This is a genomic window from Streptomyces sp. (assembly GCF_050698815.1).
Lineage (GTDB): Bacteria > Actinomycetota > Actinomycetes > Streptomycetales > Streptomycetaceae > Streptomyces.
The window spans coordinates 1-12,290 of the sequence record NZ_JBOHCV010000030.1 but is presented as its reverse complement, the minus strand read 5'-3'; the positions used below and the strand labels follow the sequence as shown (position 1 = coordinate 12,290).

Sequence of the window (12,290 nt, the reverse complement as noted above, 5' to 3'; positions counted from 1 at the left end):
GGGCGGCACGGAGGTCGCGGGGGTTCGCGGGCCGTGGGCGCTGCTCAAGCATCGCCGGCGGCGGCGGCTGCCTCCGGCGGAGGACGTCACGGCTGTTCCGGCGGCCGGGGGCGCGGCCCTGGGCCAGGGCGAGGGCCGGGGCGAGGGCCGGGGCCAGGGCGAGGGCCGGGGCCAGGGCCTCCGGGGCGGACGTTCCGGGACGGCATGATTTACGGCCCGGGGCTCGGAAACGTTACGGCGACCTTGCCTCCTTTCCCGGGCCGAAAATCACGCTTGAGTGTCCCGGAACGCCCACCCCTGCGACCCCGTCCCCTCCGTATCCCTAACCGCTCGCGCCCGGTTCGGGCGCGAGCGGTCTCCTTGCCGCAGGTGCGGCATACGGTGGAAAGGGCCGGGCCCTCGAATCGGCGGGGCCTTGCCGGCCAAGCCAAGCAAGCGCTTAGAAAAGAGGCCCGCATCACACTGTGCGAACCGTGACCCACGGGCTACGTACGGGTAGCTTCCGGACGTACGCCGACGCAGAAACCCTCTGGAGCCGTGATGCCCGAAGCCGTGATCGTCTCTGCCGCCCGCTCGCCCATCGGACGCGCCTTCAAGGGGTCACTGAAGGACGTGCGCCCCGACGACCTGACCGCCCAGATGATCCAGACGGCGCTCGCCAAGGTGCCCGAGCTGGATCCCGCGCAGATCGACGACCTGATGCTGGGGTGCGGCCTGCCGGGCGGGGAGCAGGGTCACAACCTGGGCCGCGTCGTCGCGGTGCAGATGGGCATGGACCACCTGCCGGGCTGCACCATCACCCGGTACTGCTCCTCGTCACTGCAGACGACCCGGATGGCCATGCACGCCATCAAGGCGGGCGAGGGCGACGTGTTCATCTCGGCGGGTGTCGAGACCGTGTCCCGTCAGGTGAAGGGTTCCTCCGACGGGATGCCCGACACGCACAACCCCCTCTTCGCCGACGCCGAGGCCCGTACGGCTGGGCGGGCCGAGAAGGGGGGCGACGACTGGACCGATCCGCGTGCTGGCGGGGACGTGCCCGATGTGTACATGGCGATGGGGCAGACCGCGGAGAACCTGGCCCGGCTCAAGGGCATCAGCCGGCGGGAGATGGACGAGTTCGGGGTGCGGTCGCAGAACCTCGCCGAGAAGGCCGTCGCCGACGGGTTCTGGGAACGGGAGATCACTCCGGTCACCACGCCGGACGGATCTGTCGTCAGCAAGGACGACGGACCGCGTGCCGGTGTGACGCTGGAAGGGGTCGAGGGACTGAAGCCGGTCTTCCGGCCCGACGGGCTGGTCACCGCGGGGAACTGCTGTCCGCTCAACGACGGCGCGGCAGCGCTGGTCATCATGTCGGACACCAAGGCGCGGGAGCTGGGGCTGACGCCGCTGGCCCGGATCGTCTCCACCGGTGTCTCCGGGCTTTCCCCCGAGATCATGGGGTACGGGCCGGTCGAGGCCAGCAAGCAGGCGCTGGCCCGTGCGGGCATGTCCGTGGGCGACATCGACCTGGTCGAGATCAACGAAGCCTTCGCGGCCCAGGTCATCCCCTCGTACCAGGCGCTCGGCATCGACCTTGACAGGCTCAATGTCAACGGCGGTGCCATCGCCGTCGGCCACCCCTTCGGGATGACCGGCGCGCGCATCACCACGACGCTGCTCAACTCCCTGCGCTGGCACGACAAGCAGTTCGGCCTGGAGACGATGTGCGTGGGCGGCGGTCAGGGCATGGCGATGGTGCTGGAGCGCCTCAGCTGACCCCGAAGCGCCCCCAGGATGTGATTTATCCCCTGGGGGCGCCGCGTTCCCCCTGTTCACGGAGGGGGAAGCCAGAGAGGTCACTGTTCACCTCTGTCCTATTCACGGCGTTTGGCCTTACGGTCGACACGCCCTCCCAGGGAAGCTGCGACCACAGGATTCGGGGGGCTCGATCGGAAACGGGAGTACGTCAGTGAGCGCCATATCCCTCATCCTGCTCGCGACCGCGGTCAGCGCCACGGTCGTGGGCGGCGCTGCCCTGCACACCGCGCGTGGGCTGCGCCGCCAGCTCCGCACACTGAGCGCCGAGTGCACGGGCACCGTGCCGCACGCGCGTACCGCGGAGGAGATACGGACGGTCGTCGTCGAGGCGCTCGCCGAGGAACGGGAGCGCGAGCTGGCCGAGGCCCGTGCCTTCTGGGCCGCGCAGGACGGCGACGCGGACGACGGTGCGCTGCTGGCGGGCCACGGCACGGAGTACGAGGTCGCTCCCGGGCTGGACGCCAAGCTGTTCGACGCCGTGCTGGAGGGCCAGGTCGATGATGAGACGCTGGCCGGTCTGCGGGACCTGCGCGACCGCGGCGTGCCCGAGGCGGGCGTCTTCGTGCCGCGCCAGTACGGGCGCGAGAATGAGCCCGCGCTCAACTCGGACGCCGAGCCCATGGCGGACGAGAACAGCGGGGAGGCCGGTTCCGAGCCGTCGGAGTCGTCAGAGCTGACCGCGGCGCGCCGCCGGCACCCCTCGCAGCCCGACTTCACGCTCAACGGCGAACCCGCTGTGCCGGGACAGGCACCGTCGAGCGCGCCGGCCGTTCCCGATCACGAACGAACGGTGGGGCGGCTCGCAGAGCTGGCCGAGGCCCGTACCGCGCTGACAGACGTCCGGCAGGGGCCGTTGGGCACGCTGGACGTCTACCTCTTCGAGGACGGCACCACCGTGTGCCTCTCCCCGGGCCACCGCGAGACCGCGGGGCGGCTGTGCGCTGCCCTGCGGCAGGGCGACGTTCCCTATCTGATGGGTGGCTCCAGCGTCTCCGGGGCCTACGCCCTCACCTTCGCCTACGGCGAGGGCCGTACCGCCTACTTGCTGGCAGACCGCGTCATCGCGTCCTAGCGACGGCGTCGGCGACACGGCGGGCGCCGGCCTCGACGAGGTCGACGGCGGAGGTCAGTTTCTCGCCCCCGTCGTCAACTCCGCGCAGAATTTCCGCCAGATCGTGTCCCGCCACGGCCAGCTGGTCCCCCACCGCGAACAGACCCGCGTCCGGCAGCTCCCGCGGCACCCGTCCGGGGAACTCCAGCCGCTGCGCCCGGAGGGCCAACTCGCGGGCCAGGGCCAGTCCTTCGGCCGCCGCTCCCCGGCGCAGCGCGCTCTCCGGCAGCGTCCGCAGTCGGTCGCTCAGCGATCTCACGGCGGTGATCAGCAGGGTCGTATCGGGCACATTGCAAGCGTATGCGCCCCCCATGGACTGTTGCCAACGCTCCCGCACTCAGGCACCTTGGCGTGAAGGACTCCAAAAGGCAGCGTCCGGAGGCGCCGATGTCCCAGATCTTCTCCGCAGAAACCCACCGGAACATGCTCACCCGCATCCCCCAGTGCACCGGTCGTGAAGTGTCCGACTGGCTCCGCACGGTCGACGAAGGCCCGTCCCTCTTCCGCTTCGAGGAGAAGGTGAGCTGGCTTCGCGGCGAGCACAACCTGGCCTACGGCCACGCCAAGGCCATCATCCACGAATACGATCTGCGGCGCGCTGCGCGTCACCTGTAGTCCCGGCATCCGCATCCTCCACCTACCACACCGACCGCACCGACACATGCCGAAGGGCCCGTGAGGCAGTCACCTCACGGGCCCTTCGCTGTGCGTCAGTCGTTCCCTTGCAGGATCGCGATCAGGCGCAGGAACTCCATGTAGATCCACACCAGGGTCAGGGTCAGGCCGAAGGCGGCCAGCCAGGACTCCTCGCGCGGAGCACCGTAGGAGATGCCGTCCTCGACCTGCTTGAAGTCGAGCGACAGGAACAGGGCGCCGAGGATGATGCCGACGACGCCGAAGATGATGCCCATCGTGCCGCTGCGGAAGCCGAGGCCGTCACCGCCGCCGAAGACCGAGAACAGCAGGTTCACGCCCATCAGCAGGATGAAGCCGACCGCGGCGACCATCGTGAAGCGCACGAAGCGCCGGTTCACGCGGATGATCCGCGTCTTGTACATCACCAGCGTCGCGGTGAAGACCGCCATGGTGCCCAGCACGGCCTGCATCGCCGCACCGCTGGCGTAATGGGTGTCGACGAAGTTACTGATCGCCCCGAGGAACAGGCCCTCGAAGGCGGCGTAGGCCAGGATCAGCGGCGGCATCGCCTTCCGCTTGAACGCCTGTACCAGCGCCAGCACCATCGCCACCAGACCCGCGCCGATGGCAAGCCCCAGCGACAGATCGGTGATCCAGGCCACAGCCGCCATGACGACGACGAGGCCCACCGTCATTCCGGTACGGGCGACTACGTCGTCCATCGTCATCGGCCGCGTCTGCGGCGGGGCCGCGGGCGGAGCGCCGTACGGCTGCCCCGTCGTCTGCGGCTGCTGCTGGGCGTACGGGTTGCTCACATTGGGGCTGTTCGCGTACGGGTTCCCGGCCTGCGGCTGCTGCCCGGCGTTGAAGCCGGCATAGCCGCCCGTGCGGCTGAACCCCCGTCGCGAGAAGACCGGGTTGCTGCTCCTCATCTCACTCCTCCATGGCGGCACTACCTAGAGACCTAGCCTTCAGAGTAATGCTTTAGCAAAACCAGCAGTCAGCACGCTACTCCTGAGTCAAGAACGAAGGAAATCAACTCCTGGTTCCGTCTTCGTTCCGTTCTGGTCCCGGCCGGCGCCGGATTCACCCCAGGGTGTGGCCGGTGGTGGCGTCGACGTGGCCGGGAACCGGGTCGTGGCGGTCACCGACGGTCGATGTGCCGGTGGGCTCGAACATCAGGATCGACGCGCCGCCGGCGGCGGAGGGCTTGTGTTCCACGCCACGGGGGACGACGAAGACGGACCCCTTGCCGAGCACGACGGTCCGTTCCGCGTCCGCCTCGCGGAGGGCGATGCTCAGCTCCCCGTCGAGCACCAGGAAGAACTCGTCGGTGTGCTCGTGGCTGTGCCAGACGTGCTCGCCCGCCACCTTCGCGACGCGGATGTCGTAGTCGTTCATCTGGGTGACGATGCGCGGGCTCCACAGCTGCTCGAAGGTGGCCAGAGCGCCGTGCAGATCGATGGGTTCGCCGGTCATGACGTCATTGTCGGCCCCGCCGGCCGGGGTTGGCCAGTGCCCGGGTGACAGGGTCAGCGGCCGGCCGGGGACGGGTCCGGGTTCCCCGTGGGCATGGCCGGGTGGCGGCCGAGCAGGAACACACCGCCGACCGCCGCGCCCAGCCCGGCGATCACCCCGACCAGCGCCACCGGAGTGACCCGTACGGTGTCGCCCAGGAAGCCGATGCCGCAGGCGATCCCGGCCAGCGGTTCCGCCGCCGTCAGCGACGGCAGCGACTGCCGCAGCGGCCCGGCCTCGAAGGCGCTCTGCACGAGCACCAGACCGACGACGGCGAGGCTGATGATGACGTAGGGCTGCCAGCTCGTGGCCAGCCCGGAGACGCCTGATCTGTTGATGACGTGGCTGGCGTCACGGGTGAGGGCGTCCTGGAGTCCGTAGAGCACGCCTGCCGCGCCGGCCAGCAGCGGGGGTTCGTTCATCAGCTTCAGGTGACGGGCGATCAGGACCATCACCAGGGCCACCCCCACCACCCCGCCGATGACCAGCCAGTGCCGCAGCGCGCTGATCTGAGCGTCATCGCCGCCGGCCGGGTGGCCCGCCACCATGAAGAGACCCACTCCCCCGCTGAGCAGCACCACGCCGGCCCAGCCGGACAGGCCGAGCCGCTGGCCGCTGAGCCAGCGGGCCAGCGCCATCGCGAACAGCAGGTTGGTGGCCAGCAGCGGTTCGACCCGCGAGACGTCCCCCATCCCCAGTGCCAGCGCACTCAGGATCTGACCGATCACCATGAAACCGATCCCGGCCAGCCACCGCGGCACCTTCATCAGGTCCAGCAGCAGCCGGAAGGTGAGCAGGTCGGCGAGCGGTGCCTTGGCGGCGGCGTCCTGCTGGAGCACGAACCCCAGACCCAGGAAGCAGGCCCCGACCAGGCCGTACACATAGACCATGATCGGTATGCCCTCCACGCCGCCGGTTCGGGCCACCAGCATCCCCCACCGGTACGGCTCCAGGCGGCGTACGACGCCGCGACACAGCGGGTTGTCACACCTACCGCTTCATCACGGATTCGGTGCGGAACGGCTCTCTTGTCCGGAAAGTACCTCCTAGACGGGGCGGGGACGGTCATAAACGGAACTCATTCGAACTGACCTCTTGTGGTCCGGCGGCGCGCATCGAATACTCCCTTCAGCGCTTGTCAGGGTCACGGCAGATCACGAGTCCGCCGTGAGGCTGGCTGCGCCTCACGGGCCCGCTTGCTGAAGCGGACCCCCTGATTCCCCTCTTGGAGGAAGAAGTGAGGATCAAGCGCACTACCCCCATCAGCGGCACCAAGAGGCGCACCCGGCTGATCGCCGTCGCCTCCGGAATGGCAGCCGCAGCGGCGTTGACGGCACCGGCCGTCGCCGCCGAACGCCCCGCCTCGTTCAGCGCCTCCCAGCTCGCCGCGGCCGGTGACGCGGTACTCGATGCCGATGTCGCGGGCACCGCGTGGCACGTCGACAAGAAGAGCGACAAGCTCGTCGTCGCCGCCGACAGCACCGTTTCGCGCGCCGAGATAGCGAAGATCAAGAAGGAGGCCGGTGCCGACGCCGGCGCCCTCAAGATCGAGCGCGCCCCCGGCAAGCTCAGCAAGCTCCTCGCCGGCGGCAACGCCATCTATGGCGGTGGCTTTCGCTGCTCGCTCGGCTTCAATGTCCGCAGCGGCAGCACGTACTACTTCATCACCGCCGGCCACTGCACCAACAGCGCGTCGAACTGGTACACCAACTCCTCCCAGACCACCCTGATCGGCCCGACGGTCGGGTCCAGCTTCCCCGTCAACGACGACGGCATAGTCCAGTACACCAACGGTTCGATCACCCACCCGGGCACCGCCGGCGGTACGGACATCACCAACGCGGCCAACGCCTTCGTCGGCATGGCCGTCACCCGCCACGGCAGCACGACCGGCACCCACACCGGCAGCGTCACCGGTCTGAACGCCACCGTCAACTACGGCGGCGGCGACGTCGTCTACGGCATGATCAAGACCAACGTGTGCGCGGAGCCCGGAGACAGCGGCGGCTCCCTGCGTTCAGGCAGCAGCGCGGTCGGCCTGACCTCTGGCGGCAACGGCAACTGCACCACCGGTGGCACGACGTACTTCCAGCCGGTCACCGAAACGCTGAGCGCGTACGGCGTGAGCGTGTACTGATCGGTTCCGGCCGACAGCGGAGTCGGCGGCGCAGCCGGCACCACAGCTGAACGTGGCCCTCGCCCGAGTCGACCGGGCGGGGGCCACCGCGTTCCACCGAAGCCGTCGGCGGTGCCACCGGCCTGGGGTCAACTCCGTTGTCCCCGGAACGGATTCGGACGAATCCGTTCCACTACACCCGCAGGTTTCGCGGTTGCCAAATCCGGCACATCGGCCCGTCCCGTCTGCTTAGCGTGGAGGGCATGAGTCTGATGACCGAGGGAGCGGCACCCGGACCCGTACGGTTCTACCTGGCCTGTGACGACCTGAGCTGCCCCGCGCTGGCGGTGTTCGACCTCGTGATCGACGAGCCTCCGCCGCCGATCGAGGACGACCTCTTCGGGCACATCCTGCACAGCAGTTCCCGTGCCGCCCCCTACATCGCGGAGCAGGGCTGGACCTTCACCCAGGGAATCGGCTACTGGTGCCCGACCTGCTCCACGCCCCCCTCGCAGCGCCCCGCCCCGCCCAAGCCCGTCCGCCGCACCACCGGACGACGCGCCCGCCGGGACCCCAGGGGACCCCAGTAACGGCATGGCTCCGGTCTCGCCAGGACAACGCTGACCTGCACGGACGCGGCAGGGGAGCCACCGGTGCCCCTCTGCGCTTGTGTCCGCTCCACTCTGGCTCGACCCTGGAGGGAAACGTATCCGGGCTGGATTGGTGCCATGAACGCGTGGAGCGCGGCCGAGACCATCGACTTCCGTGGACCACTCGACGTCACGAGTGCGGCCACGGTGCTGCTCGACAGCGACAACGTGGTCATCGGCTGGAGCGAGGCGGCCGAGGAGCTCTTCGGCTACGCCCCACACGAGATCCTGGGCCGGTCGCTGGAGACGCTGATGGTGGGCCGGTCCTCCCCGGAGCCCGCGCTGATCGCGCTGCTCGAACGGTCCGTCGGCCCGACGTGGCGCAGCGAGGCCCGTATCGCACGCCACCGGGACGGCCACCCGCTGGAGGTGGCGACGACCATCTACGCGATGACCGGCGGCGAGGGCGCCTCGCCGCAGATCATGGTGGCCGCCGGCCTGGAACCGCTGCGTTCCTGGGAGGCCCACCAGGCCATGCTCCGCGGACTGGCGACGCAGTCCCCCATCGGCCTGGGCATCTACGACACCGAGCTGCGCCTGACCTGGGCCAATGTCACCTATCAGGCAGAAATAGAGCAGCAGTTCGGTGACGATTACACCGGCAGGCGCGTGAACGAGCTGTACGCCGAGGGTGAGGTGCTGTCCGAGGGCTACCCGGGCACGCTCGAAGAGATCATGCAGAACGTGATCGACACCGGTGAACCGGTCTTCGGTGTGCTCTACCAGGCCCGCCCGCCGGCCGACCCGGAGCACGACCACGTCTGGTCCTGCGCGTACTACCTGCTCAAGGACGCGGACGGCCACGTGATCGGCGTGTGCGAGGACGCGCTCGACATCACCGAGCGTTACCGGGCGGAGCAGCGGCTGGCCTTGACCGTGCGGGCAGGCGTCCGCATCGGTACCACGCTCGACATGGTCACCACGGCCAGGGAGATCGCCCAGGTGGTCATCCCCGCTTTCGCCGACACGGTGACGGTGGACCTGGTCGCCGGGGTGCTGGAGGGCGAGGAACCACGCCCGCAAGGGGAGACGCCCGCGCTCGTACGGGTCGTCGAACGCTTCGCCACCCCTGACGCGCGGGCCGACAGCGAGGACGCCCCCTCCTCGGGGCCGCACCCGATCGAATACGGGCGGGGCTCGCCGCAGCTGGCCTCGCTCTCCGCCCGTAAGGCGGTCATCGTCGACCGGCACGTCGAACCGGCCGGCGGCGTTACGGAGGAGGCCACTGACGCGGGCGCGGACACGGCCGCTGGTACGGGCGGAAGTACGGGCGCGGACATGGGCGCGGGTACGGGCGGACCCGAGGCCCACTCCATCCTCGCCGTCCCCCTCCGCGCCCGGGGCACCACCATGGGGCTGGTCACCTTCATGCGCTGCGAGAACCCGGCCCCCTTCGACAACGACGAGCTGACTCTCGCCAACGAGCTGGCGACCCGTACCGCACTGTCGATCGACAACGCCCGCCGGTACACGCGGGAGCGCGCCTCGGCCCTCACGCTGCAGCGCAACCTGCTGCCCCGCGGGCTGCCCGAGCAGTCCGCCGTCGAGGTGGCCCACCGCTATCTGCCCGCCGACGTCGGGCTGGGCGTCGGCGGTGACTGGTTCGACGTGATCGCGCTGTCCGGGACCCGGGTGGGCCTCGTCGTCGGGGACGTCGTGGGGCACGGCGTGAACGCCGCCGCGACGATGGGGCGGCTGCGCACCACGGTCAGGGCCCTGGCCCGCCTGGACCTCTCCCCGGACGAACTGCTCTCCCGGCTGGACGACCTGGTCCTGCAGGGCGCGGAGGAACAGGATCCCTGGACCGGCCCGAACACCGAACAGGCCGTGGGAGTGGCCTGCCTCTACGCCGTCTACGACCCGGTCTCCCGGCTGTGCACCGCCGCCCGCGCCGGCCACCCGCCGGCGGCCAGCGTCAGCCCCGAGGGCCACTTCTCTCTCCTCGACATCCCGCCCGGCCCGCCCCTGGGAGTGGGCGGCCTGCCCTTCGAGCCCTTCGAGATCTACCTCCCCGAGGGCAGTCTCCTCGCCCTCTTCACCGGCGGACTCGTCCAGGACCGCGACCGCGACATCGACATCGGAGTGGCCACCCTGAAGGGCATCCTCAGCGACCGGGAGAGCTCGCTGGAGGAGCTGTGCGACCGGGCGCTGAGCGAGCTCCAGCCGCAGGGGCCGACCACCGACGACGCGGCGCTGCTCCTGGCGCGTACGCACGAACTGGGCGCCGACCAGGTCATCGGCTGGGAACTGACCGCCGAGCCCAGCGCCGTCTCCCGTGCCAGGGCGCTGGCCCTGGAACAGCTCGTCGAATGGGGCCTGGACGAGCTGTCGTTCACCACCGAACTCGTCGTCAGCGAACTGGTCACCAACGCCATCCGGCACGCCACCGGCCCCGTCTACCTCCGCCTCATCCGGGACCGCAGCCTGCACTGCGAGGTCTCCGACAAGGGCCACACCTCGCCCAACCTCCGGCACAGCGCCACCGACGACGAGGGCGGCCGCGGCCTGTTCATCGTCGCCCAGATCGTCCAGCGCTGGGGCACCCGCTACACGGCCTCCGGCAAGACGATCTGGACCGAACAGGCCCTGCCCTAGGAGGCTTCCCACCGGGCTCGGGCGGACCGTTCGGCCCGTCGCAGCACGATCAGGGCGGCGAGTGCCCCCGCGACGTTGAAGCCGGTGGCGACGAGCGATCCCCGCTGGAACCCTTCGGTGAACGCCGTCGGTCCGGGCATGCCGGTGCCTTGCACCTGGCGGGCGGTGGCGATGGCCACCGAGGCCACGATCGCGGTCCCCAGTGCGCCACCGATCTCCCTGGCGGTCTCGACCATGCCGCCGGCCAGACCGCTGACGTTCTTGTCGATGCCGATGAAGGCCGCCACCTGAGCGGCGACGACGGACAACCCCACACCCACACCTACGAGGACGAAGCCGGGGAAGAGATCCGTCCAGTACGCGGCGTCCGCCGGGACACGGGCGAGCAGGAGCATTCCGATCGCCGAGGAGCTCTGCCCGATGACAAGCGTCCAGCCGGCGCCCAGCCGGACAAGCAGCCGGGGTGCGGGACCCGCGGAGACGACGACCGCTGTCACCGCCATGGAAAGGTATGCCACCCCCGTACGCAGCGCGGAGTAGCCGAGCACCTGCTGCATCAGCAGGGATGCCTGGAAGATCGTCGCGAAGAACGCCGCGAACGCGAGCCCCGCGACGAGGTTCGCGGCGTTGAGCGTCGGCACACGGAACATCCGTGGTGGCATGAGGGGGGCCGACGAGCGGTGCTCGATCACGACGAAGATCACGATGACGGCCAGCCCGGCAGCCAGGAAACCGAGCGTGGTGGTGGAGGTCCAGCCGTAGTCGACGCTCTTGTTGATGGCGTACACCACCGCCAACAGCCCGCCCGTCACCGTCACGGCGCCGCCGACGTCGAATTTTCCTCGACGGATTCTCTCGTCGGCCGGAATGTATTTCACCATCAGGGCGACGAGGCCGAGGCCGACCGGAACGTTGATGTAGAAGATCCAGGCCCAGCCGGGGCCCGCCGTCAGGGCCCCGCTGATCACGACGCCGACCGACGCCGCGCTGGCCCCCACGCCGCCGAAGACCCCCAGGGCCTTGTTCCGCGCCGGGCCCTCCGGGAACGTGCCGGCGAGGATCGCCAGCGCCGCAGGGGCGGTCAGCGCCGCGCCCACGCCTTGGGCACCTCGGGACAAGACCAGCTGTACGAACGATTCGGCCAGGCCGGCGGTGAGGGAGGCGGCGGTGAACAGGCCGAGCCCGGCGAGCAGCACGCGTCGTCGCCCGAGCAGGTCGCCCGCTCGTCCGCCGAGCAGCAGCAGGCCGCCGAGCATGAGGCCGTAGGTGATGACGACCCACTGCAGATCCGCCTGCTTCAGCCCGAGATCGGCCTGGATCGACGGCAGGGCGACGTTCACGATGGCGATGTCCAGCGTGACCATGAACTGTGCGCCGCAGACGAGCGCGAGGATCACCCCCGGCCTGAGACTGCCGCGGGGGGACGGTGCAGCGACCGCTTCTTCGACCATGCCGGTACGACCGTGGCCCGCCCGGAAAGTCATTGCGACGACCGTCCTGCTCCACGAAGGGGTTACCCCTGGACGCCGAACGGCGCTGCGCCCGCGTCCGCCTGACGGTGATCAGCCGCGCGGAGCATCTGTTGCCCGCGGGGCGGCGGGAGTGGGGCGGCCCATGCCCAGGCGGCGGCCCATACCGCCCATCGCCTGCGACATCCGGGACGGGAGAGCGTCAGGGGCGGGGATGGTCACCGGCCGCACGCGGCCGTTGTGGAGGGCGGAGATCAGCCAGCCGTGCTCGGTGCGAACGACCACGAGGGTCTGCCGCGACAGGCGCCGCCGGGGCAGCTCGGACCGCCACGGCATCAGCACCGATGCCGTGGCGTGTACGACGGCGACGTCCGCGGTGACGTAGCGGATCG

11 protein-coding genes and 2 pseudogenes are annotated in these 12,290 nt (G+C 70.0%); 7 read left to right on the top strand and 6 right to left on the bottom strand.

Translation table 11 applies throughout. The features are described 5' to 3' along the window. The 3 genes and pseudogenes from ACRDP3_RS01060 to ACRDP3_RS01050 all read left to right on the top strand — a co-directional run. Positions 1–208: pseudogene (locus tag ACRDP3_RS01060) on the top strand (SGNH/GDSL hydrolase family protein); the annotation flags it as partial. A 332-nt stretch (positions 209–540) separates the two neighbouring features. Continuing rightward, entirely contained in the window at positions 541–1,761 is a 1,221-nt protein-coding gene (locus ACRDP3_RS01055; protein ID WP_431514868.1) for an acetyl-CoA C-acetyltransferase, read from the top strand. 193 nt (positions 1,762–1,954) lie between these two features. Beyond that, positions 1,955–2,875, top strand: a complete 921-nt coding sequence (locus ACRDP3_RS01050) for a hypothetical protein (protein ID WP_431514867.1) — start codon at positions 1,955–1,957, stop codon at positions 2,873–2,875. On the opposite strand, the gene ACRDP3_RS01045 is transcribed toward ACRDP3_RS01050, so the two are convergent. Continuing rightward, positions 2,862–3,227 carry a hypothetical protein gene (locus ACRDP3_RS01045; RefSeq protein ID WP_431514866.1) on the bottom strand — a complete coding sequence of 122 codons (366 nt, stop codon included), beginning with the start codon at positions 3,225–3,227 and terminating at the stop codon, positions 2,862–2,864. The two genes, ACRDP3_RS01050 and ACRDP3_RS01045, sit on opposite strands and share 14 nt — an antisense overlap. A 74-nt stretch (positions 3,228–3,301) precedes the next feature. Between ACRDP3_RS01045 and ACRDP3_RS01040 the strand changes: the two genes are divergently transcribed. Continuing rightward, positions 3,302–3,529: a DUF4287 domain-containing protein gene (locus ACRDP3_RS01040; RefSeq protein WP_431514869.1), complete on the top strand. Its 228-nt coding sequence runs from the start codon at positions 3,302–3,304 to the stop codon at positions 3,527–3,529. A 95-nt stretch (positions 3,530–3,624) separates the two neighbouring features. On the opposite strand, the gene ACRDP3_RS01035 is transcribed toward ACRDP3_RS01040, so the two are convergent. The 3 genes from ACRDP3_RS01035 to ACRDP3_RS01025 all read right to left on the bottom strand — a co-directional run bounded on the left by ACRDP3_RS01035 (position 3,625) and on the right by ACRDP3_RS01025 (position 6,000). Further along, positions 3,625–4,482 (bottom strand): Bax inhibitor-1/YccA family protein, encoded by an 858-nt coding sequence (locus ACRDP3_RS01035; RefSeq protein WP_431514865.1) that lies wholly within the window; start codon positions 4,480–4,482, stop codon positions 3,625–3,627. 154 nt (positions 4,483–4,636) lie between these two features. Next, positions 4,637–5,029: a cupin domain-containing protein gene (locus tag ACRDP3_RS01030; RefSeq protein ID WP_431514864.1), complete on the bottom strand. Its 393-nt coding sequence runs from the start codon at positions 5,027–5,029 to the stop codon at positions 4,637–4,639. A 53-nt stretch (positions 5,030–5,082) separates the two neighbouring features. Continuing rightward, a complete protein-coding gene (locus ACRDP3_RS01025) occupies positions 5,083–6,000 on the bottom strand; it encodes a DMT family transporter (protein WP_431514863.1) in 918 nt (305 codons plus the stop codon). A 305-nt stretch (positions 6,001–6,305) separates the two neighbouring features. On the opposite strand from ACRDP3_RS01025, the gene ACRDP3_RS01020 reads away from it, so the two are divergent. From ACRDP3_RS01020 to ACRDP3_RS01010, 3 genes are all read left to right on the top strand, one after another. Beyond that, positions 6,306–7,205, top strand: coding sequence for a S1 family peptidase (locus ACRDP3_RS01020; RefSeq protein WP_431514862.1), 900 nt, complete (start codon positions 6,306–6,308; stop codon positions 7,203–7,205). A gap of 242 nt (positions 7,206–7,447) precedes the next feature. Then, positions 7,448–7,774, top strand: coding sequence for a hypothetical protein (locus ACRDP3_RS01015; RefSeq protein WP_431514861.1), 327 nt, complete (start codon positions 7,448–7,450; stop codon positions 7,772–7,774). A 138-nt stretch (positions 7,775–7,912) separates the two neighbouring features. Continuing rightward, positions 7,913–10,429: a SpoIIE family protein phosphatase gene (locus ACRDP3_RS01010; protein WP_431514860.1), complete on the top strand. Its 2,517-nt coding sequence runs from the start codon at positions 7,913–7,915 to the stop codon at positions 10,427–10,429. Here the strand turns inward: ACRDP3_RS01010 and ACRDP3_RS01005 are convergent. Further along, complete coding sequence (locus ACRDP3_RS01005) at positions 10,426–11,880, bottom strand: MFS transporter (RefSeq protein ID WP_431514859.1); 1,455 nt, start codon at positions 11,878–11,880, stop codon at positions 10,426–10,428. The two genes, ACRDP3_RS01010 and ACRDP3_RS01005, sit on opposite strands and share 4 nt — an antisense overlap. Before the next feature lie 111 nt (positions 11,881–11,991). Continuing rightward, a pseudogene (locus tag ACRDP3_RS01000) lies at positions 11,992–12,290 on the bottom strand (hypothetical protein); the annotation flags it as partial.